The sequence below is a fragment of the Caballeronia udeis genome (genome assembly GCF_044909315.1).
GTDB lineage: Bacteria > Pseudomonadota > Gammaproteobacteria > Burkholderiales > Burkholderiaceae > Caballeronia > Caballeronia udeis_A.
The window spans coordinates 81,210-104,142 of record NZ_JBIYEB010000031.1; the positions used below are offsets into that span (position 1 = coordinate 81,210).

Below are 22,933 nucleotides of genomic sequence, written 5' to 3' on the forward strand. Positions count from 1 at the left end.
TCCACGAGATCGCCGGCTCGCGGATAACCTCATGGATAACAGTACGAGTCCGACGAACAATCACCGCCCTCGAGCCGTACCTGATGCGGCCGGTGCGTGGAAGGCCACTCGACCAGGAAGCGCGGATCGAACTCGATACCACCCTCCGGCGACGCATCCAGCTTCACCATCCAGCCTTTGAGACCATCGGGATAAAACTGTTCGTCGATCACGCCGTATAGCGAATTGGTGAAATAGACGCGGCGGCCGTCGCGGCTGACTTCGACCATCTGCGGTCCGCCGTTCAGGGAGCGGCCGTCAGCCTTCGGATGTGACTCGCGCGACACGATGCCGCCGATCCTCACGGTCCCGGTGAGCTTGGGCGCGAAGGGATCTGACACGTCGTATTGCCGCAAGTCGCCGGTTCCCCAGCACGCAACGTAGAGGAAGCGGTCGTCCATCGAGAGGTCGATGTCGGTGACAAGCGGAGGCACCGCGCCGAAACCCTTCAGCATGGGCGGCAACAGATCGGGGTTGGCGGGCTCGGCCGGAATTTCGATGATCTTCTTGACGGCCCACTTGTCACCATCGCGGTACCAGGTCCAGATAGACGCGGATAGATCGTTCAGGCTGATCACGGAGTTGACGAAGCCGTATGCCTTGGTCGGGTCATGGGCGGGACGCAACTCGAACACGAGCTGGTTCTCCTTGCCGAAATCGATCTCCTGTTGATGCTTGCGTGTATGCAGGTCCCAGAAATGCAGCTTGTGGCCGTATTGCCCGCCCAGCAGGATTTGCGGCACGAGACCGTTTTCGAATGTTGCAGGCAAGCCCCATTCGCTTGTGACCAGCGTGTCGTGTCCGAGATGCCACCAGGCGTCGTAGGCTAGTTGCTGAGGACCACGATCTATTTCCCATTGGCCGCGAATGTCGAAGGTCTCATGGTCCATCAGGAAAATGCCGCCCGGTGCTTCGCCTTGCGCATTTCCCAATGCGGCCACGTAGATACCTTCGGGTCCGCAGTGAACCGTATGGGGCCGGGTATAACCGGCTTTCTCGGCGACTTCGGCGGGCTCCAGCACGCGCACGATCTTTGGGTTGCGAGGGTCGGCCTTGGTATCGAGAATATGAATTCTCGACGATCGCAAACCGGGCACGACCAGATAACGACGCTCGGCGTGCGGATGGGGTGCATTCGGGCATAAGCAGGAACTGCAGGCGTTCCAGCCGAAATGATGAAGCTCGTCGCCCGAGTTGGGCATGGCGACGTTGCTGATCAGTTGCGAATAGCTGGGCGAGGCGGGGTCCACGTCTATGACAGCAATGGCGTCCGGCACCTGTCGCGTGGGATCGAAACTCGCGACGTACGCGATGGTTTCGTGCGGGGCCTTCATGGCCATCCGCGGGGAAGGATAGAACGTTGGATCCGGTGTCCAGGTAGCCATGCCATTTCTCCAGGGAACGTTTTCCCTGGTGGCCGGGTGGAAGCCGCACAGGGATTATCCGCAGACCTACCGAGCAAATATACCTTGTTTACCGCATCCGATTGCCCGAGCCGGTTGGCGCCCAAAGCTTGATTTCTTCTAAGCGAATACCGTATGGCGATATGCGCTCGCTTGCTTGCCGCAAGCATGGGTGTAAACACGAACGCCCGGCTGCTCCTTGCCGGGCGTTCAAAGCGCGAGTGCGTGGGAGCAGTCTATTTGCGCGCTTTCCGACCTGCGGTTTTGGCCGCCGGTTGAGCCGCGGCCACGCCAATCTGGCTGGCCGGGAAATTGACGATCCTCGTGCCGCCCGCCGGCCTTGCGTACGAGCGAAGCGCCTGACGGGAGCTGGATCTCGCGCCGCCGGCAATCGCGCTCATTGCCTGCTTGTCGAGTTCCACGCTGTCGGGTAGATCCTTGATCAGAATTGCAGCCATGGTGTCATCCAGGGTAGGTTAGGGTTTCCATTCATTCCAGTATAGGCAATTCAGGCGTTTAGAAACGCCTGATCCGCTGCGGGAAGAATCTTCCCGCAGCGGACGCCGACGCAACCGGACCTGCATTGCGGTTGCTTCACACAGCGATCGCTGAACCGGTGCTTGCATACTGCGCCGGATTGACGCTCAGGCGTAGCGGTCCGAAGCCGGCGCCGATCACGCCGACGTTGTTGAGCGCATTGACCTCCACGTTTTGATATTGAATGATGTTCTCGTTCGAGGTTACTGCGACGTTGACGTTGGCAAATGCACCGGGGTTGACAGGCAACGAGTTACCGCCGCGCACGTCCGACATGGCGTGGCGGTCCAGCTCCCGGCTGTGAGATAAATCTTGAATCGTGATGGACGACATGGCGGTGCTCCAAGGTGAAAAGTAAGGGTGGCCTGAACCGGTAGCCTGGAGACCGTGAGGCCTCCGGGTTGCCGCGCAGCTTCAGAAGTTGATCGTGTTCTTGTTGGTGGCGGTCTGCTTCGGGTCGACCGTCGAGTGAATGCCGCTCGCGAACGCCACGTTGTTGCCGTTGTTGTTCAGCGTGTTCTGCGACTGGCTGATCAGTTGAGTGGCATCGAACGAAGCCTCGTACGAGGACACGTTGACGCCAGGCCAGTAGCCAGGCAGGTTGCCACCGCGTACGGCGGACATGGCGCGGCTGTCGAGTTCTTCGGTGACGGACAGGTCTTTGATGGTGAGTGATTTCATGACAGTTCTCCTAAGGGTTAAGCCAGGTGGCTTTAGAGGTTGGTGAGCATCTTGTTTGCTCGCTGGACACTAATGCATGGGCTGTGCCAGAAGCGCCGGCGAGCAATGAAATAATGCTCAAAGGCTCGTGGAATAAGGCTTGGCGGAATCGACTAAGCGCACGGCCTGCGTGCTCTTGCATTCGCATTCGAAGCGGATGACGGCTTCGGGCCAACAGCGGGAACCCGATCTGTTGGGCCTGGAACAACATGTGCCCGATCGAACACCCGCGGCGAAACCATATTGCGAAAGGCAGGGCTGTCACCTAGTATCGAATCACTGGGAGTGAGGGTAACTACAGACAATATATTTACTATGGAGCCGCGTACGAGCCGTCGAGATGACCAGTCTTGCGCAAGCTATTCGAACCTTCCAGAACAGTGGTGCGTCGCGTGATGAGTTTTTAATGCTCGTCGACAGCGCGCTGTCCGCCGACGACACGTCGCCCGGGCGCCTGCTCGAAATACTCCGCGAAGAACAAGCCAGGACGCCGCTGCCAGCCGATCTTTATGCGGTTGTGCACCGGCGGATAGAGCAGGCGTCGCTGGCAAGCCATGGCGCGAATACCGACGAGACGCGCTTGCAAACTTCACCGGGCGTGTTGCAACAGCGCTCGACACCCTCTTCCCAATTCCCGCCGCCTGCGCGTGATTTCGTGATGTCGGACACGGATCAGGTCAAGGAGGTGGGCGACACCCTCAACGGCCGTTTCGTGCTCGAGGAATGTCTTGGTGTGGGCGGCATGGGGACCGTCTACAAGGCGCTCGACCTGCGCAAGCTCGAAGCATCGGATCGCCGTCCGTACATTGCGATCAAGGTGCTGAATCTGCAGTTTCGCGGCAATCCGAAATCGCTCATTGCACTGCAGCGCGAAGCGAAAAAAGCGCAGGCGCTCGGGCATCGAAACATCGTGACGGTGTACGACTTCGATCGTGACGGCCCGGTGGTCTACCTGACCATGGAGTATTTGTCCGGCAAGCCGCTGAGCCGGATCCTGCGGGCCCCGGAGTTCAAGGGCATGCCGTATGCGGAGGCGTTGCCGATCTTCACGGGCATGGCGAACGCGCTCGCCTATGCGCACGAGCGTGGTTTCGTGCATTGCGACTTCAAACCCGCCAACGTGTTCCTCACCGATACCGGCGAGGTGAAGGTCATCGACTTCGGTATTGCCCGCGTGTTCCAGCGGCCTGAAGAAGAAACCGACGCAACAATCTTCGATCCCGGCAGTCTCGGCGCGCTGACACCCGCTTATGCGAGTCCGGAGATGCTGGAGCATCGTGAGCCCGATCCACGCGACGACATCTACGCGCTCGGCTGCACCACCTACGAGTTGCTGACCGGGCGGCATCCGTTCGACCGCGTACCCGCAACCCAGGCGCGCAGCTCGGGCCTCAAGCCCCAGCGTCCCGAGGGGCTGGGAACGCGGCAATGGCGGGCGCTGAGGACCTCGCTGGCGTTCGAGCGCGAAGCGCGCATGCCGACGGTCACGCGCTTTCTGCGGGAATTCGGCGGTACGGAAAAGCACACCGGCATGCCGGGCGCCGCGCTCAAGGCGGCTGTCTCGGCGGGCGTGCTGGCCGTGGTGGCTGCGGGCGGCTATTTCTATGCGTCGTCGCATCGCGCAGTGTCACCGGGGCAGGCCGCAGTGTCACCGGAGCAAGCCGCAGCGCCACCGGGACAAGTCGCCACGTCATCGGAAAAACCCGCCACGCCACCCGAGACAGTTGCCGCGGCGCCGGCCGCCCCGGCTGTCCCGGCGCTTTCACTCGCGACGGTCGCGCCAGTGCTCGCGAGCGTGCCATGTTCGGCGCTGGTTGCTTCAGTGCGGAATCAGGCACTTGGCGTGAGCGGCTATCTCGGCCGTAGCTATGGCACGCAGAAATTGCGGACGACGCTGAGCCAGATTCCGGGCGTCGCCAATCCTGCCGTACAGGTCCAGGAAGTCGACGACAACAAGTGCGACATGCTCAAGCTGATCGCGCCCTACCTGACTGCGAACCGGCCCGCAACGATTCAAACCCGGGATCGCAATACCCAGTTGACCGAGGGTCAGCCGCTGGTCGTCCAGATCACTACGCCGCCCTACGATTCATGGGTCAATATCGACTACTACCAACTCGACGGCAGCGTGGTCCACCTGCTGCCGAATGCACGTTCGAGGGACAACCAGGCTCCGCCGAACTATGCCGCGACAATTGGCAGCGCGGGCGACTGGATCGTGTCGAAACCGTTCGGCACGGAGATGATCGTGCTGCTCGTGACGCCCGCAGCCCTGTTCGATACGGCCAGGCCCGACAGCGAGTCGCGAGGGGACTATCTGCCCGCTGTAGCGAAGCGGCTTGCCGAGATCGCGAATAAATTCGGGCGCGACAAGATCGCCGTGGACCTTGTTCAGATCGATACGCATCCCCGCAAAAAATAGCGGGCGCTTCCCGCTATTTCATGTCGCGCGCCACGCGCATGCCGTTTTGCGATTGCCGTACGCTGGTGCTGTATTTGAACCGCGTGGACGACTGCATGTAGGCGCCGCCGTCGGGCCAGGAACCGCCGCGGATCACGCGCATCGGGCAGCCTGCTTCGTCCCACACACGGCCATCTGTCGGCGCGCCCTTGTACGAACCGTGCCAGCAGTCGCCGACCCATTCCCACACGCTGCCGTTCATGTCGAAGAGGCCGTAGGGATTGGGCAAGAAGGACCCTGCGTTCACCGGGCCATCCTTGCGCCATGGCTCGCCGCAGTCCTTGCAGTCGGCGTAACCCTTGCGCATTTCATTGCCCCACCAGTAGATCGTGGTGGTACCGCCGCGTGCGGCATATTCCCACTCGGCTTCGCTCGGCAGGCGATACGTCTTGCCCGTCGTCTTGCTGAGCCATTTGACGTAGACCTGTGCATCGTCCCAGCTTAGATTGCGCACGGGTGCGGACTTTGAGTTGTTGCCTTCAATATCGATGCGCGGGCACCCGCTTGCGTCCGCGCAAGCATTCCACTGCTCGATGGTCACTTCGTATTTGCCGATGGCGAACGGCCGGCCAATGCTGACCTTATGCACGGGACGTTCGGCGGGATCGTCGGAATTGCTGCCCATTTCGAACGTGCCGCCCGGTAATGCAATCAGCGCCGGACAGGCGGCACAGTCCTTGATCTCGCTCACGGCGGACGTGCTTGTCTTGACGGCTGCAGCCGGAGCAGGAGCGGCAGCCGGCGCGGGGGTGGGCGGCGGCGCGGTTGCGGCCGCGGATTTTTCCGCTGGCGCCGGTACCGGCGTAGCGGGTGAGGCCGGCGGAGTTGCCGCGTGCGTCTGGTTGACCTGAGCGGGGGCTTGCGCCTTCGGCGCGGAGGCAGCAGCACGAAGCCGGTCGATACGAGCGTGCGCGAGCGTGGCAAAGCGTCCGTTTGGATAGGCCTTCAGGTAGGCTTCATAGTCGCTTGGATAGGTGCTGTCCTTGATCGATTCCCAGAAGGTGAGTTCGTATTGCTCGTTGCTATCCTTGGGAAGAATTCCCCGGCTCTGGTACGCGACCACGGTTTCGGCTCTCAAGGAGCTCGGACTGCTGTTTTCCGCTTGCAGTGCGGACGGGGTGAACTCGAACTTGAGGCGGTCTGCCTCCGCGGCTGGTCCCGCTATCATCCACGGCACCTGCTGCCCCCCAGTCGCCACGCTCACGGATCGCGCGACATCGTGCAGCACGTCTTCAATATTTCGCCCCGGCTGGTCAATCGCGCGCAACAACGCCGTGGTGTACATGCCATGCCGCATGCCGTCGGCCGCGTATGCGCCGGGCGCGGTTGCATACGCGATGATCGTATGGCCGGGCGGCTGCACCATGCTGACGTTGGCGGGGTCATACGGATTGTTCAGGCAGGTATCGAGCACAACAAGGTTAAGTTGATTGCTGCGCTGCGCCGACATGCCCGCCACTATGTTGTTCAAGTCGATGCCCTGCGTGAGCGGAGCCGCAGGCGAGTCCTGCGCGTCGACGGGCAGCAGCTGGGTGGACTTGCCGACCTGCATCCCATGTCCGGCGAAATAGAACAGGCCCACGCCGCCAACGGCCAGGCGCTCGTTAAATTCGTGAATTACTTCGTTCATGCGGGTACGGTCAAGGTTCGAGTACGTCATGACATCGAAACCTAGCCGGTTCAGCAGTTCGCTCGCTGCTGCCGCATCACGCGTGGCGTTGGCGAGCGGATGATCTCCATAGCTCGCATTGCCGATCACCAGCGCAAGCCGGCGCGCAGGCGCCGCACCCTGTTCCTCGGCTGCGCCGCTGCCGAGCGCCACGGCGCCAAGCAGGACCGCGAGCCACAGATTTCTCCACATGATTCTTCGCCACATGATCACACCCCGTACCGGTATTCGACGGCACCTTCAAGGAACCGCGCCAGAGCTGCATGATCCGCGGGAGCGCCACGAGCACTCACGCAGAATCCGTTTGTCCGATGGGCGAGCATCACGACCAACCATAGCACGCAACTACTTCATATCAACGTGGGCGAGAAGGCGTAACAATGCAACGTGTCGTGATTGGCCCGGGGATTGGCTTTTTATGACGAACGCATCTCCGCGATAAAAGATGGATGCCTAATTATTCAGACGATACCCAAGAAATGGTCGATTGACTCATGGCCTGACAACGGTCGATTGGCCCTTCTCCAAGGCATGTCTTTTTAGTGGATTCCGTCCTAAGCTAACAAGAAGAAAACCGTGCATAAGGTTCGGGAGAATTCGAAAATGCTAAGAAGAACCGTCCTTGGCGTGCTCGCTGTCATGACCGTGCTGACACCGTCGCGTTCATTCCCGGCGGCGCGTACGCCTTCTCCTCCCGGCGCAGAGGCATTCATCATCTGGCCGCCCGACGGCGCGGTCATCACGGGCGGCAAACTCTGGGTCCGCATGGGCTTGCGCAACATGGGCGTATGTCCGAAGGGCATCAACATTCCCAATGTAGGACATCATCACCTGCTGATCGATACGGAGTTGCCGCCGTTCGATCAGGAAATTCCCTCGGACCGCCAACACCTGCATTTCGGCGCGGGCGAAACCGATGCGCGAATCGAGTTGCCGCCGGGCAAGCACACGCTGCAGTTGCTCATGGGCGACTACAACCACGTGCCGCACGATCCCCCGATCTATTCGAAGAAGATCACGATCACCGTGAAATGACGGGTGCGTCGCAGTGGTGTTTTTCAGGTGGGCTGCAATCATACGGGAGGGCGTGTGCCATGAAGAGATTTTGCGCTGCCGCGGCGATCGCGGTCTCGCTGATATCCGTGTCCGGTTCCGCGCTGGCCGGCCCCACACCCGCCCCGCCCAATGCGTACGCGTATATCGGCTACCCGAACAATGGTCAGACGCTTCCCGCCGGCAAGCCATTTCGCGTGTGGTTCGGGCTGCGTTACATGGGCGTCGCCCCGCGTGGCGTGCAGTATCCGAATACCGGCCACCACCATTTGTTGATCGACACCGACCTGCCCACGTCCTTCGATGAGGAGATTCCCTCCGACCGCCAGCACCTGCATTTTGGCGCGGGTGAAACGGAGACCACACTCGAGCTGCCTCCCGGCAAGCACACGCTGCAATTGCTGATGGGCGACTACATGCACGTCCCGCACAACCCTCCCGTCTATTCGAAGAAGATCACGATCTACGTCAAGTGATTGGTCCGGTTCACGCGCGGCGAGTGTCGCGCATGAACCAACAGTTCCCCGAAAAAGCGTTGGTTACCACCCGTCACGAACGTGCCGGATGGCGCGCGGGCGGCAACTTCCGCTACCCCGGTGTCATGGCGCAGATCCTTTCCCGGTAAGCTTCGGAGCCATCGGGTGAAGGCTGCCGGACTCGCCTGGCACGGGCCATGCGTTAGTGTCCAGCGAGCAGACATGATGCTCACCAACCTTTAAAGCCACCTGGCTTGACCCTTAGGAGAACTGCCATGAAATCACTCACCATCAAAGACCTTTCCGTTACCGAAGAACTCGACAGCCGTGCAATGTCCGCTGTCCGCGGCGGCAACCTGCCCAGCTTCTGGCCGGGCTACAGCAGCACGGCGACGAGCCTCTCGTTCAGTGCGGAACAGTTGATCAGCCAGTCGCAAAACACGATCAACAACAACGGCAACAACGTTGCATTTGCCAGCGGTATCTCGGCGACGGTCAAGCCGACCCAGAGCGCCAACAACTACAACACGGTCAACTTTTGATCGACGGGTGCAGGCGGCGAAGGTCATCCGGCCTTCGTCGCCATACCGGCCCGGACCCCAGCTCTGCAAGTCTTCCAGCAGCATTCCACCTACCCGGAGTGAGATCATGCAAGTCATGTCGCCATCGCGCGGGTTGCAGGGCCGCGCATCCAACTTCTCATCCCCGGGTAACGTGCATGTCCTGTTCGCGCGCATGGTGCTCCCGGTGCTTGCCTGCACGACACTTCTCAGTGGTTGCATCGACGTGAACGTGCCGGACTACAAGCGTCCTGATACTCCCGCCAAGACCACCTGGTCGCAAACGGCCAAGGCGCTCGTGTCACCGGCCGACACCATTACGCTCGACTGGTGGAAGCAATTCCACGACCCGTATCTCGACTCCCTCGTCAGCCGGGCAATAGCAGGAAACTTCGATATCAAGATTCTCGCGGCGCGTGTGTCGGTCGCGGGTGGACAGATCAACGAGGCACGTGCCGGAGCGCTTCCCACCGCCGATCTCGGCGCGGGCGCGGAGTTTGATAAAACCACGCGGCAGGATTTCTCGAAGCAATACAACGTCGCCACGCAGGTGAACTGGGACATCGACATCTGGGGCGCGGTCGAGAAGGGCGTGCAGGCGCAGAAGGCCGAATATCGCGCGACGGAAGCGGATTGGCGCGCGGGATATCTGACGCTGGTGTCCGATGTCTCCACGACCTACTTTCAGATTCTTCAGTTCGATGACCAGATTGACCAGCAGCAAAAAACGCTGCGTACCAACCAGCAGATCCTGACCATCTATGAAGGCATGGCGAAGAATGGCCTTGTGCCGAGCACCCAGGTCCTGACGCAGCGCGCGGAAATCAACCGCATGACCAAGGACCTGCTCGAATTGCATCGCGCCCGCGATCTGGCGAACAACGCGCTGGCCACATTGATCGGTGTCCCGGCCGGCGAGTTCACCGTGCCGGCGGGGCAGCTCGAGAAGCGTGTGCAGATTCCCGTCGTGCCGGCGGGCTTGCCGGCGCAATTGATGGCGCGGCGACCCGACGTCGTGGCAGCCGAATATCGCGTGCTGGAAGCGTACGACGTCGTGGGACAGGCGAAGCTCGCGCAGTTGCCCACCATCAGCCTCACGGGCCGGGGTGGTACCGCGAGTTTCGCCCTGACCGATTTATTGAAGTCCTTCACGTTCAGCTTCTTGCCCAGCATCAACATTCCTTTGCTGGACCCGGGCGTCAGGGCGCATGTCAAGACGACCGAGGCGCAGACGGTCGTGGTCGAACAACAGTATCGGCGCACTGTCATGGGCGCGTTCGAGGAGGTGGAGAACGCGCTGGTCAACCTCGACGCGCATACGAAGCAGCGCGCGGAACTGCAGGAGGAAGTGGGGCACCTGCAAGTGGTGGCCGCCCAGGTTGAAGCGCAGCTCAAGGAAGGCGTGGTGTCGCAACTGGAGGTCTTCGAGACCGAACGTACGTTGCTTGCGGCAGAACTGGCGTTGCTTGAAAACCATCAGCAACTGCTCTCCGACACAGTCACCCTCTATAAATCCCTGGGCGGCGGCTGGCCGGCGGTCGACGTCCAGAAGACGGACGAAGCAAGCGACACAACCGCCGCGCATGGTGCGCAGCGTGAGTTCACCGCAAGTAAGGGAGCAACGAACTAAGCGCACGCAACGGCCACGATTCAAGGGAGATAGTTCACATCGGCCAAAATCAATGTTCGGAATGCAAAGTGTTAGTTCTCTGGCGACAGATGTGTTGCTGGATCATTGACTACCGCCAAGCGTGACTTACACTTCATGGCGTCACTGCTTTCGTTGCGGTTTCGTCCAACAAGGTTCATCGGCGGGAAAATGGGAGAACGCGGGGTCGTCGCCCTGCGCTCAACGCGTGATGAACGTCCTTCGAGATGTGGACCCATGGCTCCAGGAGAAGCTTCCGTTGCCGAGGCCGGGCCAATGCTGCACAAGGCCTTCGATCTCTTGCTCGAGCCCGAGTCTTATCCCGCGGCCGGCGTCATTCGTATCGACGAAAATCTGTTTGCGGTCGGGCGGTTTGAAGCGCCTTTCGCCTCTTGTGAAGCCGACGCCGTTGCGCAGTTGTCGCGGCGTCACGCACGGATCTTTATCGAGAACGGCGCAGCATACGCGGCTGACCTTGGCAGCAAGAACGGCACGACGGTGAACGGCGTGTTGCTGCGCGAGAAGCCCATGCGGCTGCAGAGCGGCGACGTCATAGGCTTTGGCGGCAAGCTCACGTTCCGGGTGCGGATGGAGCCGCGCGCGGTAGCGCGGGCCTATGCAGCGCAACCGGTGCATCTGACGCTCACGCCGGAACGCGGCGACCTCGGATTGCATCCGGTCGAACTCGCGGAGTTTCCGTTTCTCGTCAGCAAGGCGGACGAGACGTTCTTGCAATACAGCGACCGCTATCCTCATCAGGTTAACTACGTGTCGCGGCGGCACGCGCATATTTTTGTCAAGGCGGGCATCCCGTTTGTCGAGGATCTCGGCAGCACGAACGGAACATTTGTCGATGGCAAACGGGTGGGCGAGATCGCTGTGCCGCTGCAAGATGGTGCATCGCTGGCGTTCGGAGGCAATCACTTCGCGTACATCGTGAGCCTGCGGCGGGAAACGGAGCCGGGTGCAATCACGACCACTACTGCCACTATCACCACTACGGCGGCGAGTTCAACCGGCTCAGCGGCTCAAGCCACGCCGGATGATCTCGACAAGACCACCTTCATCACCACCGCACATTCCTTCCTGGATATTTTCTGCGTCGACCAGGGTCAACCGTCTGACGATGAGATCAACCGCGAGATCTTGCCTGATGAACGTGTTCCGGCACGCCGCCGCTCTCGCAGCAGGTTCGTGCGCTTTGTTTCCGACCTTGGCGCGGCATTCGGCGGGGGGCAGGCGGTGGAGCGCCGGGTGCTCTTCTGCGGCCTGGCATTTGTCGCAGCAATGATCGCGATCGGCAGCGTGCTTTATTTCAGCGGCACGGCCGAGCGAGACCTGAAGAGCCTGGTCGCTCACGGCGATTATCGCAATGCCGTGAGCGTCGCGAACGCTTATCTGGGCAAACATCCTGACGATCCTCATGCGATGGTCCTGGGTACGGAAGCGCTTCTCAAGGGTTATCTGCCGGACTGGCTCGACCAGCTAAAACGCCGGAATTTCGACGGCGCGCGCTCGGTCGTCTCGCAGATGGAGACACTGGCCGCGACCAATTCCGATGCGCGTTTTCTCGTCGATGAGATCGCGTGGATTGGACGGCTGGAAGCGTTCATGGCAAGCCGCGAGAGGGCGGATGCCCCCATTCGCATCTATGCCGATGAAAACCGCATGAGCGAGTTGCTGGCGCAGTGGGAGAGCGACCCGAGCGCTCATCAACGGCGGCTGGACCGGATTGCGTCCACGGTACCGGCGTTCAGGGATCTGTACGCCGTTGCACTCAGTCATCTGCGCAAGCTCGAGAGTGAGGACTCGGTTTATCTGGCGGCCATCGAGCGCCTCAAGGGGAGTATTGACCGGGCGCTGGCGCCCGGCGGCGACCCTGACGCGCTAAGCGGCGAAATAGCGGATTACGCCGACAAATACCCGCGCCTGGCAGGCCTCGATCGCGTGCAGGACGATCTCCGGCAATACCTCGCGCTCAAGCACGCCGTGCAGTCGCGTGAGCTTGGTCCGCTGATCGACGCCATGCAGAAAGCGCGCTTTACCACGCCACCGTTTCAGGCACAGCGGCGCCAGCTTGAAGCGCACAGCCTGCCAACTCCAGATGTCGTGCAGCGCTACATGGCGGTATCGGATGCATGGAGGAACGGAAAGGCGGAGCCGGCCATGACAGGGCTTCGATCGATGGCGGGTGGGCCGTGGGCCGACGCCGTCAGCGCCGAGCTCGCGCACAAGCAGGCGGTGGCCAGCCAGTTCGCGGACCTGCAAAAGTCGCGTGGCGCGCAAGGCTACGATGATCGTGTGCTGTCGTTTGACGAATCACTCGATCCTCTTGCCGATACCTGGTTCGTCAATGCGATCCAGCCGGATCTAAGCACCCTCAGGCAGAAGGCACTCGAGCGGGCGGACGAGTGGCTCAACCGGGCGCAGACGGCGTGGACGCAGTATCGGACCAACGGTGGGATTGGCGGCGACCAGCGGCTCGAAACCGGATTGTCGGATGGCTTCAGGAAGCAGGCGAAGCTGCTCACCGGCGCGTGGTCCGGCGCGCAACGCGCCGCGCAGTTGCTTCGCCAGTTGAAGGCGGATCGCAGTGCGCTCGCCGACAAACTGCTTGCCGAAATCAACGCGGAAGTGGACTTGCAGCGGCGCTCGCTGTTGCAGTTGAGTCCTGTGCTGGATCCCGGGCTGCTGAGCGCCAAGCTGGCGCTGATCGGCGAGGACAAGTCCTCTTACAAGGGAGCGAACGGTGAAGAACGACGCGCACCCTAAATCCTTCGCCGAATCGCTTGGCGACCACAGCGTGGAGGGCATCTCCATTCTCGTGGCGGAGCCCTTGCGATTGACCCACGCACTCATCTACACCATGGTCGCGCTGGTCGTGAGCGCGCTCGTATGGTCGTTTGTCGGCCGGGCGGACGTGATCGTCACGGCGCAGGGCACACTCTCGCCCGAGTCGGAAGTGCGGCGGTTCTATGCGCCTATCGACGGTGAGTTGGCCGATGTCTATATCGCGGAGGGACAACCGGTTTCGAAAGACGACGTAGTCGCGCGGCTCAACGCGCGGGGCGCTATCCAGGCCGCGACCAACGCGCTGGAAGCGCAGTTGAAACTCGATGACGCGGAGCGTGACTGGAAAGATTTCCCTGAGAAAAAGCTGTTGATGGAGCGCAAGGCAGCGGCGCTGAAGGACCAGATGGAAGTGGAGGAGCATCTGCACCAGACACGTGTGTCCGAAGGGACCACCAAGCTGGCCGAGGGACAGAAAGCCCAACTCGCCGAGGCGCGCACCGAGCTGGACAGCGCCCGCCGCACGCGTGACGCGGCGAAGCTGGAGCTGGACCGCTACGCCCGGCTGCTGGCGTTGCCGGGCGGCGGGGGCGTGTCGGAGATCCAGGTGGAGAGCAAGCGCAATGCGTATATGGAAGCAGACAACGCAACCCGGATCGCCCAGTCAAAACTTACGGAACTCGACTTCCGCCTAAGCCACGAGTACTCCCAGGCCAAGGCGCAACTCGAAACCAGCGGTCAGGAAGCGACCAGCCTGAAGCTGCAATACGAGTCGGCCATGCGGGAGATCGCGAGCGCGGGCGACAAGCTGCGGCTGCAATTGCAAACCGCGAGGCTCGTCGCCGAAGCGGCTGACCGTATCCGCTTCGAGAATATCGATAAGGATAACTTCCTGTTGATCCTGGCGCCGGTGTCGGGTGTCATCACGGACGTCACGTCGACGCAACCCGGCGACAAGATCCAGGCCAACACGCCGCTTGGCGGCATCGCACCCAAGGACGCGCGGCCGGTGCTGAAGATCGAGATAGCTGAACATGACCGCGCGTTCCTGCGCGAGGGGCAGGCGGTCAAGCTCAAGTTCAATGCGTTTCCCTATCAGCGCTACGGGGTGATCGACGGCACGCTCGAATTCATCTCGCCTGCGACGAAACCGTCACCGGAGACCAAGCAGCCGGTGTATGAAGGCCGCGTGACGCTCTCCCGCGACTATTACCAGGTGGCGGATACGCGCTACCCGCTGCGCTACGGCATGACCGCGACCGCGGAGATCGTGGTGCGCGAGCGGCGCCTGATCGATCTCGGGCTTGACCCGTTCCGGCAGGTGGCGGGGTGATGGGTCCAAGGGATGACGGGGCGGTCCTCATCGAGCGCTTTCCATGTTTAACAAGGGGCATAAGAAATGACGGCGATTGTGCGAATAGACGATGAAGTCGTCGATGCCGATGAGTTCATCCGGGTGTTGAAACTGACCGGGCAATTCGAGGGACTCGTCGAGCAGCTAGTGCGCGACAAGCTCACCGTGCGCGCGGCGAAGAAGCAGCGTGTCGACGTGTCCGAGGGCGAGATCCAGGTGCGCGCCGATCAGTTCCGGCGCGTGCGCGGCCTGCACCGCGCCGCCGACATGAACCGTTATCTCGACGCGCTCGGCGTGAATCTCGACGAGTTCGAGGCGTTCATCACGGACACGCTCTATCAGGAGAAGATGCTCGAACAGATTGGCGGTGACGCCGACGTGGAGGCTTTCTTCAAGCTGAACTCACCGCGTTTCGACAGCGTGGAGATCAGTCATATCGTGCTCGAAACACCCAGTCAGGCGAAGGAAATGATTTCGTATCTGCAGGACGATCCCGACAGCTTTACGGAGATGGCGCGGGAGCACTCCATAGCCGACACCCGCGAGCAAGGTGGCGTGCTTGGCAAGGTGCTGCGCGGGTCGCTCGCCCCCGAGATCGAAGCCAAGGTGTTCAATGCAGCGGCCGGCGACCTGCTCGGACCGTTCCCTACGCCCGACGGCACCGCCTACGAGATCTTTGCGGTGACGGCGAAACGTCCGGCCGAACTGGATGCCGATGTCGCCGCCGAAATTCGCCGGTTGTTGCGCGAGCAATGGCTGCAGGCGCGGGCGCAGGAACACATTATCGAGGCGCGCTAGGGCGTCGCGGACGACAGGAGGCGAGCACATGGACGTACCGCAGAAACTCGATTCCCCGGCCGCATTCCTCGCGACCGTGGAGATCCTGTCGCCGTTCACCGCGGAGGAAATCGAACGGCTGGCCGAGCAGGCGGAGACGCGTTTTCACGCATTCGGCGAGACCGTTTGCAACGCGGGTGACATTGCGGACGGACTGTTCGTCATCAAGGCCGGCTCGGTGCGGATCTTCACGGAGGAGCACGGCAAGGAGATCAGCATGGGCGTGCGCCGCGAACGGGAAGTGTTCGCGGACATTGCCATGTTGCGCGAGTACCGGCATGAATCGTCGGTGCGTTCGTCGGGCAAGACGGAGCTGCTGTTTATTCCGCGTCGCGCGATCGAGCCGATCGTTGCGAACAATCCGGCGGCGCTTGCGTTCGTCACGAGCTACGTCGCGATCAGTTCGGCCGGCGGTTTTGTCGCGAAGCTCTTCGACCTGCGAGGCAAGATAGACAAGACCGAGCTGGAGGCGTCGGTGCGCAGCGTCGGCGTGAAGCGGGTTGCCGCGGGCAAGGAGATCATCCATCAGGACGCGCGCGATGACCGGCGGCTTTATGTGGTCCGGCAGGGCGAAGTACGGATCGTCCGCAAGGAGGGCACGAGCGAGTATCTGCTTGCCACCTTGCGGGCGGGCGAGGTGTTCGGAGAGAAGGCCTGCCTGCTGCGGCAGGAGCAGCAGGCAACGGCGATCGCGAACGTGGATACACGACTGTTGGTCGTGCCCGAGAAAACCGTGCACCTCGTGCTCGAGCGCAACCCGAAGCTTCGTGAGGTGCTGGAAGACCGCATTCGTTTTACCGAGCGCGAGTTGCAGCGCCAGAAAAAGCTGGAGGAACGACGCTCGTTGCCGGCCATGCTGGACCTGCACTCGAAACCGGAGCTTGGCGAGCGGGTGATACGCCGCTTCGCGTGGGTCCAGCAGGCAGAGGAGATGGATTGCGGCGCGGCGAGTCTCGCGATGATCTGCAAGCACTATGAGATCCCCATGACGCTCGGCAAGCTCCGCGAACTCGCCAACGTCACGACCCAGGGTGCGACGCTTGACAGTCTCGCGCGGGCAGGCGAGGTGTTGGGCTTTACGACGCGTGGCGTTCAGTGCACCTTCGAGTCGCTGCGCGGTTTCGAACTGCCGTTCATCGTCCACTGGGAGGGATATCACTACGTGGTGGTGTATGGCATCTCCGCGAACCAGGTGTGGGTGGCGGACCCGGCAGTCGGTTTTCGCAAGATGGATGTGGAGGAATTCGAGCGCGGCTGGAGCGGCACCTGCCTGCTGTTCACGGCTGCACCCGAACTCGCGCAGGCCGCTGCCGGACGCTCACCATGGGTGCGATTCGTCGGCTACCTGAAGCCCTACAAGAAGATCCTGGCGCACCTCTTCCTCGCCACGTTCGTAATCCAGGTGCTCGGTGTCATTCCGCCTCTAATCATCCAGAATATTCTCGACGGGGTGATCGTTCACCAGAACGTCGGGCTGCTGCATCTGCTGATTGGCGGCCTGATCATCTCCAACCTGTTCTCACAATTGATGTCGACTATCCGTGCGTATCTCGCGAACTTCATGGTTCGCAACATGGACTTCGCGATGATGTCGCAGTTCTTCCGCCATACGCTTTCGCTGCCGTTCTCGTTTTTCGCCAAACGCAAGACCGGAGATATCTTCGCGCGCTTCCAGGAGAACCACACGATCCGCGCGTTCCTCACGGAATCTACCGTGACGACCGCGCTCAACTTGCTGATGGTCTTCATCTACTTCACGATCATGTTTTTGTACAACGTGAAGATGACGCTGCTGCTGATCGGCTTCGTCATTCCGATCATGGCGCTGACCGCGCTTGCCACGCCGAAGATCAAGAACTATGCGCGCGAGGTTTTCTCCGCGTCGACCGAAGCGAAGTCCTTCTTGATGGAAGCGCTGGGCGGTGTGGAAACCATCAAGGGCATGGGCATCGAGCGCACGGTGCGGCTGAAGTGGGAAAAGAAATACGCGAAGGCGCTTGAGGTCCAGTATCGCGCGCAGGGGTTCAATATTGCGGTGTCGTTCGGAAGCCAGGTCCTGAACGCGGCCACCACGATCGCGATTCTCTGGGTCGGTGCGAACATGGTCCTCACGCACGAGATGACGATCGGCCAGTTGATCGCGTTCAACGCGTTCATGGGGAGTGTGCTGACGCCGCTGATGGGGCTGATCAGTTTGTGGAGCCTGCTCAACGACGCGGGCGTAGCCATGGAGCGGCTGGGCGATGTGCTCGACATGGAGCCTGAGCAGAAGCCCGAGGATTTGCAGTCGCGCGTCATATTGCCCGACCTGCAAGGCGAGATCAGCCTGAACAACGTGTATTTTCGCTATGGCGGCGGCGACACCGAGTACGTGCTGGAAAACATCAGTTTCGACATCAAGCCGGGCGAACTGATCGCCATAGTGGGCAGCAGCGGCTCCGGCAAGACTACGCTTGCGAAGCTGCTGGTCGGCTTCTACACACCCACCGAAGGCAAGATGGTGGTCGATGGTTACGACCTGAACGTGATCGACAAGAACGTGTACCGCGCGCAGATAGGTTATGTGATGCAAAGCAACCTGCTGTTCTCCGGGACGATCGCGGAGAACGTCGCGAGCGGCGACGAAGCGCCGGACCGCCGGCGCATTGAAGAAGCCGCGAGGATGGCCGACGCGCACGCGTTCATCAGCAAGATGCCGTTGGGTTATGAGCAGATCGTGGGTGAGCGCGGCGTGGGTTTGTCGGGTGGCCAGATCCAGCGGTTGTGCATTGCACGCGCGCTTTATCACGATCCGCGCCTCCTGGTTTTCGACGAAGCGACCTCCGCACTCGACACCCAGTCGGAAAGCAATATCCTCGGCAACATGCAGGAGATCCTGAAGGGCCGCACGGCCGTGATCATTGCGCACAGGCTGAGCACGATCATGCGTGCCGACAAGATACTCGTATTGTATGAAGGAGCGATTGTCGAGCAGGGGCGTCACGATGAACTTGTCGCGCGCAAGGGGATGTACTACCAACTCGTGCAAAAACAATTGAGCACCGCATGAAGATACTCGACGATATTGAAGACCTGCCGGCCAGCCCTGCGACCTCATACGCGGCGCTCCTGGAGAAGATCGAAATTCTCCGCTCGACCTTGCGCTGGTCGTCGCGCATGGAGCGCCCGGAAATCGAGAAGCTGCTGAGGCAGGCGAGCGTGCTGCGCGACGAAATCATGCAGTTGTCGCACAGGGAGCGCTTCGTGCAGGCGGCTGTTGCCGAGCCGCAGCGTTTGCCCGGATCGCCGCGCGAGCGCCGTGAGGCGTTGCTTGCGCGAAGCTTCGTATTTGAAGGCACTTTCGGCGACAACCCGAAATTGCTGGAGGCGCTGGAGATTGCCGAAAAGGCGGCGCCAACCGACCTTCCGGTGCTGGTGGACGGGGAGAGCGGAACCGGCAAGGAACTGATGGCGAAGGTCATCCACGCGAACGGCTCTCGCGCGGACAGGCCGTATATATCGGTGAATTGTGGTGCGATTCCGGACAACCTGCTGGAGTCCGAATTATTTGGTCACAAGAAGGGCGCATTCACCGGGGCAACGAATGACCGGAAGGGGAAGTTCGAGAGCGCGCATACCGGCACTATTTTTCTCGATGAGATCGGCGAGCTGCCCCTTAGCGGTCAGGTCAAGCTCCTGCGCGTGCTTGAAGCCCATGAGATCCAGCGTGTGGGATCCGATGAACCCATTGCCGTGGATACACGCATTGTGGCGGCGACAAATCGCAACCTGCGGCGCATGAGCGAGGAGGGGCGCTTTCGCGAGGACCTGTTCTACCGGCTCAGCGTGATCCACCTGACCTTGCCGCCGTTGCGCGAGCGGCGCGACGAGATTGCGCTGCTGCTGGCTTATTTCGGCGACGAAGCCGCGGCAACGCTCAAGCGTCAGCCGGTGAAGATGACGCTCAGGCTGCGCGAGTTCCTGCGGACCTACGATTATCCCGGCAATATCCGCGAGTTGCGCAACCTCGTCTACCGGATCGTTTGCCTGGCGCCGGAGACGGCGGACCTGGAACATCTTCCCGTCGATATCCGTCCCGGTAATTCAACGTCGGCCATGAGCGGTCTGGCCGCAAGCGCTGTTTCACTCAGCGATGCCAAGCGCACGGCGAGCGATGAAGCAGAGCGCGCTTTTCTCGAGCGCGGCTTGCACGAAGTCGGCGGGACGGTCGCGGAATTGGCGAGACGCTTCGAGATGAACCGCTCGCATGTGCAGATGCTGTTGAAAAAGCATGGGCTGCATTCGAAGGATTTTCGCAACCACGCGGGCTCTGCCGCGCAGAAGGGCAAGGCTGGCTAGAGGGTTGGATTGATCTGCGTTTTGTCGAGGCAGAAAATGTCCTCGGCTTGCGCCGCGACGACCGAGATGTTGTCGCGGCCGCCACGCTGCAGCGCGAGTTCAAGCAACTGTGCTACCGCTTGCCCGCAATCGCCGCATGCCAGGACGCCGCCCATCTCCTCGTCGCTGACTTCGTTGCTCAGGCCGTCGGTGCAGAGCAGGAAGATGTCGCCGTCATGCAGATCGATACGGTCGGCATCGAGTTCGAGTGTGTCCATGGCGCCTACCGCACGCGTGATCAGGTGTCTCCCCGGATGATTCAACGCCTCTTGCGCACTGATCTGGCCGCGGGCCTTCAGCTCCTCGACCTGGCTGTGATCTCGCGTCAATTGCCGCAAGCAGCCTTGCCTCGAAAGATAGAGCCGGCTGTCGCCTGCCCAGACATAGCCGCAGGACCGCTCGCTCGCCAGCAGAAGGACCACGGTGCTGCCGATCCGGCGCACTTGGCGCCGCGCGGCTTCCGAGCGCAACTCCGCGTTCACGGCGAGGAGCCGCTCCCGCGCTTCGCGCATGCGTTCGTCGAGCGTGACGGGTCTGCCGGGCGCGGGCGAGCGCTCCAGCGAGTCGATCACCATCCGGCTTGCCACGTCGCCCACTGCGTGACCGCCCATGCCATCAGCGACGGCCCACAGGCCGTGTTCGGGCATTTCAAGGCAGGCGTCTTCGTTGATCTCGCGTACGAGACCAACGTCGGTGCGAGCGGCCGATGTCCATCGAAACTCACCAGTGTTGTTCACAAGACCTCCGATGTCTGCTGCGGCGAGTGCTTCTTCGCCGAAGGGGTGCCGCATTAGCGGCGAGACAGAACCGGCTGCTTCAGGCGTGCTTCATATGTCCTTCCGGGTACCGCGTCCTGCTTCAGGCAGCGTGGTTGAGGCTGCGCTCGTTCGGGTTGACCGAGATGTTCGAGTTCGAGCCAGTGTTGTTCACGTTGGTGGTCTGGAACTGATTGATCATCTGGTCAGCATAGAAGTTGTTATTGGTTTCGTACAGGTTCACGACTGGCCCTATCGAGGGTTGGGATGCGACGTAGGGTGTGATCCAGCCATACACCCAGGGCGCACCACCCCCGTGGATACAGGTCATCGCTTCGCGATCGAGCGTGAGATCGCAGGGAAGGTCTTCAATGGCGATTGCAGTCATGGTGAGGCTCCGGTGGTCTTGCCTGGTTAGTGAATGTGCTTCTTTATGCAAGGCGCATGCCGACAGCGGAGCCGTGGAGGTGCTTTTCCCGCCGTGCCTTTCGGCATGGGGATTTGAGTCATATCGCGTGGCATGCGGTCGCCCCTTGCCCGATGAATTTGGTTGGACCGGAGCCAACATCCAGGGCCGTTCAGTCGTCGCAATACCAACACTCGCGGATCACGTTGGCCGGAACGTGGCGTCGCATCTTCATGGCTGATGTGAAGAGACGAAGCAAAACCGAAGCAAAAAAACGCAGCAAGGACAGCGGCGTTTTGAGTACGCGTGGCTCGCTAATACCCGTCCGCCGACCTGTCGCGCCTCGCAGGTTTCATAGCCTGTCGAGCGATGGGTTAGATCCAACACATCGCCCGAAAAAGTGTTGGGTCTCTCATTGCCTTTACGCCGCCTTCAACTCCCTCATTTCCTTCTCTCCCTTGTCACACAAGGCGGTATGCGCATTGGCCCGGTTGATGCAATGACTTGATCAACCGCCGGCTTACATGCAACACCCCGGCTTCCACGCTTCCAGGAGAAACCGGTCATGTCGGGCAATCAATCATCCAGGCTTTGTGCTCGACCAGGCCGCTCAACTCCCGACGTCGCCATCGACTGCGAACCCGTCCCCGGTGCTCATCTCGTGACGCAACGCCCGGGTTACGAGCATCACGGCATCTATGTCGGCAATGGCCGCGTCGTGCACTACGCCGGCTTTGGCCGCTCGATGCATCGCGGTCCGATTGAAGAAACCACGCTTGAACGCTTCGCCGCAGGGCGCGAGATCCGTGTTCGCGTACATCCCACGGCCATGTTCACCGGACAGGATGCGGTCCGCCGGGTTCGCTCAAGACTGGGTGAAGACCATTACCGGCTGCTTAGCAACAACTGCGAGCACCTGTGTGCGTGGGCGCTGTTCGGCGAGAACCGCAGTTCGCAAGTGGAGGCCTGTCTTTCTCACCCGGGTCTCGCATGCCGCGTGGCAATAGCCATGCTCAAAGGCTGGATAGCGGCGAGGGGTCGTGGCGGCCTGCTCGCAGCTTGAACCTGTTCACTGTCACCATCGAGGAGAAACATCATGAACACCCAACCTGCCCAACGTAATTCACTGCGCCGGATAGTCGAAAAATGGCTCGCGCCAACACCCGCCGCACCGGTTCGCGATATCCGCCTGTGCCGTATGCCGGCGAACCATGTCCGCTATGTCCGCGTGGAAGCGCTTCGACCGACTGGCGTGCTCGCGCTGTTTTTCTTCCGTCACGATGACGGATCGTGGCAAGTGTTTCCGCCCGAAGCCGCACGCATGACGATGAGCCCACGCCGCCTGGCAATGTGATGCACGGTGCGATGCGCTTGCAGCGAAGCTGGAACAACGCGTTTAAGCGCTGCGACATCCCAAAGTGTAGGAGCGATGTGCGCGACGAGCTCGCTAATTCGCCTTGCGATCTTCATTTCTGCCGTGCCGCCCCGCAAGGAGCCACGGACATACCGGTTTTGATATCGGTATCGTTAAAAAACTGATTGGAAAGGAATCGGCGGCTTCCTTAATATCCACTCGAATATTAAAACTCCGAGACACCGCCGCTTCAATGAAACGCGAATCGCATGTCCACCCGCTATTCGGGTGCTATGTCCACGGCGGCCGGGCGACGAGCGCAACCGTGAGTCGTCTTGTTCCTTCTTCCGCTTTCGACGAGCCCGTTGGCGACCACTCTCACGCGCCGCCTCCCACCAGGGAAATGGGATCCACCTTACGCGCGACTTCGCTGAAATACACGCGGTACCTCTCCAGTGCAATAGCGTCAGCGGCGTGCCCATGGCGCGCGCGGC

General features: G+C 61.2%; 19 protein-coding genes. 12 read left to right on the forward strand and 7 right to left on the reverse strand.

Features of this window, described 5'->3' with window-relative positions; genetic code table 11:
* Nucleotides 1-29: 29 nt before the first annotated feature.
* From ABH944_RS35585 to ABH944_RS35600, 4 genes are all read right to left on the reverse strand, one after another.
* Nucleotides 30-1,424: a selenium-binding family protein gene (locus ABH944_RS35585; protein ID WP_404612212.1), complete on the reverse strand. Its 1,395-nt coding sequence runs from the start codon at nt 1,422-1,424 to the stop codon at nt 30-32.
* Nucleotides 1,425-1,678: 254 nt separating this feature from the next.
* Nucleotides 1,679-1,900 carry a hypothetical protein gene (locus tag ABH944_RS35590; RefSeq protein WP_404612210.1) on the reverse strand — a complete coding sequence of 74 codons (222 nt, stop codon included), beginning with the start codon at nt 1,898-1,900 and terminating at the stop codon, nt 1,679-1,681.
* 136 nt (nt 1,901-2,036) lie between these two features.
* The gene (locus tag ABH944_RS35595) at nt 2,037-2,312 is read right to left on the reverse strand and encodes a hypothetical protein (RefSeq protein ID WP_404612208.1); all 276 of its coding nucleotides are present in this window, start codon (nt 2,310-2,312) and stop codon (nt 2,037-2,039) included.
* Between the two features lie 81 nt (nt 2,313-2,393).
* Nucleotides 2,394-2,660 (reverse strand): hypothetical protein, encoded by a 267-nt coding sequence (locus tag ABH944_RS35600; RefSeq protein WP_062090870.1) that lies wholly within the window; start codon nt 2,658-2,660, stop codon nt 2,394-2,396.
* A 379-nt stretch (nt 2,661-3,039) separates the two neighbouring features.
* On the opposite strand from ABH944_RS35600, the gene ABH944_RS35605 reads away from it, so the two are divergent.
* Nucleotides 3,040-5,121: a serine/threonine protein kinase gene (locus tag ABH944_RS35605; protein ID WP_404612206.1), complete on the forward strand. Its 2,082-nt coding sequence runs from the start codon at nt 3,040-3,042 to the stop codon at nt 5,119-5,121.
* A 13-nt stretch (nt 5,122-5,134) separates the two neighbouring features.
* Here ABH944_RS35605 and ABH944_RS35610 read toward each other — a convergent pair whose 3' ends face one another.
* On the reverse strand, nt 5,135-7,021 hold the full coding sequence (locus ABH944_RS35610) for an SUMF1/EgtB/PvdO family nonheme iron enzyme (protein ID WP_404612204.1): 1,887 nt from the start codon (nt 7,019-7,021) through the stop codon (nt 5,135-5,137).
* 447 nt (nt 7,022-7,468) lie between these two features.
* Here ABH944_RS35610 and ABH944_RS35615 point away from each other — a divergent pair, with 447 nt between their 5' ends.
* The 9 genes from ABH944_RS35615 to ABH944_RS35655 all read left to right on the forward strand — a co-directional run bounded on the left by ABH944_RS35615 (nt 7,469) and on the right by ABH944_RS35655 (nt 19,885).
* On the forward strand, nt 7,469-7,864 hold the full coding sequence (locus tag ABH944_RS35615) for a DUF4399 domain-containing protein (protein ID WP_231937306.1): 396 nt from the start codon (nt 7,469-7,471) through the stop codon (nt 7,862-7,864).
* 59 nt (nt 7,865-7,923) lie between these two features.
* Complete coding sequence (locus ABH944_RS35620; RefSeq protein ID WP_404612202.1) at nt 7,924-8,358, forward strand: DUF4399 domain-containing protein; 435 nt, start codon at nt 7,924-7,926, stop codon at nt 8,356-8,358.
* Nucleotides 8,359-8,633: 275 nt separating this feature from the next.
* Nucleotides 8,634-8,900: a hypothetical protein gene (locus ABH944_RS35625; protein ID WP_404612200.1), complete on the forward strand. Its 267-nt coding sequence runs from the start codon at nt 8,634-8,636 to the stop codon at nt 8,898-8,900.
* Between the two features lie 193 nt (nt 8,901-9,093).
* Nucleotides 9,094-10,548, forward strand: a complete 1,455-nt coding sequence (locus ABH944_RS35630; RefSeq protein WP_404612330.1) for an efflux transporter outer membrane subunit — start codon at nt 9,094-9,096, stop codon at nt 10,546-10,548.
* A gap of 255 nt (nt 10,549-10,803) precedes the next feature.
* Nucleotides 10,804-13,338 carry an FHA domain-containing protein gene (locus ABH944_RS35635; RefSeq protein ID WP_404612198.1) on the forward strand — a complete coding sequence of 845 codons (2,535 nt, stop codon included), beginning with the start codon at nt 10,804-10,806 and terminating at the stop codon, nt 13,336-13,338.
* Nucleotides 13,316-14,689, forward strand: coding sequence for a beta-barrel domain-containing protein (locus tag ABH944_RS35640; protein ID WP_404612196.1), 1,374 nt, complete (start codon nt 13,316-13,318; stop codon nt 14,687-14,689). The genes ABH944_RS35635 and ABH944_RS35640 overlap by 23 nt, the downstream gene beginning before the upstream one ends.
* 66 nt (nt 14,690-14,755) lie before the next feature.
* Entirely contained in the window at nt 14,756-15,508 is a 753-nt protein-coding gene (locus ABH944_RS35645; RefSeq protein ID WP_404612194.1) for a peptidylprolyl isomerase, read from the forward strand.
* 28 nt (nt 15,509-15,536) lie between these two features.
* Complete coding sequence (locus ABH944_RS35650) at nt 15,537-18,596, forward strand: peptidase domain-containing ABC transporter (RefSeq protein WP_404612192.1); 3,060 nt, start codon at nt 15,537-15,539, stop codon at nt 18,594-18,596.
* Nucleotides 18,593-19,885, forward strand: coding sequence for a sigma-54 interaction domain-containing protein (locus ABH944_RS35655; RefSeq protein ID WP_404612190.1), 1,293 nt, complete (start codon nt 18,593-18,595; stop codon nt 19,883-19,885). The genes ABH944_RS35650 and ABH944_RS35655 overlap by 4 nt, the downstream gene beginning before the upstream one ends.
* Here the strand turns inward: ABH944_RS35655 and ABH944_RS35660 are convergent.
* Both ABH944_RS35660 and ABH944_RS35665 read right to left on the reverse strand, forming a co-directional pair.
* Nucleotides 19,882-20,661, reverse strand: a complete 780-nt coding sequence (locus tag ABH944_RS35660; RefSeq protein WP_404612188.1) for a PP2C family protein-serine/threonine phosphatase — start codon at nt 20,659-20,661, stop codon at nt 19,882-19,884. The genes ABH944_RS35655 and ABH944_RS35660 overlap by 4 nt on opposite strands.
* Before the next feature lie 121 nt (nt 20,662-20,782).
* The gene (locus ABH944_RS35665; RefSeq protein WP_062090882.1) at nt 20,783-21,067 is read right to left on the reverse strand and encodes a hypothetical protein; all 285 of its coding nucleotides are present in this window, start codon (nt 21,065-21,067) and stop codon (nt 20,783-20,785) included.
* A gap of 583 nt (nt 21,068-21,650) precedes the next feature.
* On the opposite strand from ABH944_RS35665, the gene ABH944_RS35670 reads away from it, so the two are divergent.
* Nucleotides 21,651-22,148 (forward strand): lecithin retinol acyltransferase family protein, encoded by a 498-nt coding sequence (locus tag ABH944_RS35670; protein WP_404612186.1) that lies wholly within the window; start codon nt 21,651-21,653, stop codon nt 22,146-22,148.
* Nucleotides 22,149-22,181: 33 nt separating this feature from the next.
* Nucleotides 22,182-22,439: a hypothetical protein gene (locus ABH944_RS35675; protein ID WP_404612184.1), complete on the forward strand. Its 258-nt coding sequence runs from the start codon at nt 22,182-22,184 to the stop codon at nt 22,437-22,439.
* Nucleotides 22,440-22,933: the final 494 nt, after the last annotated feature.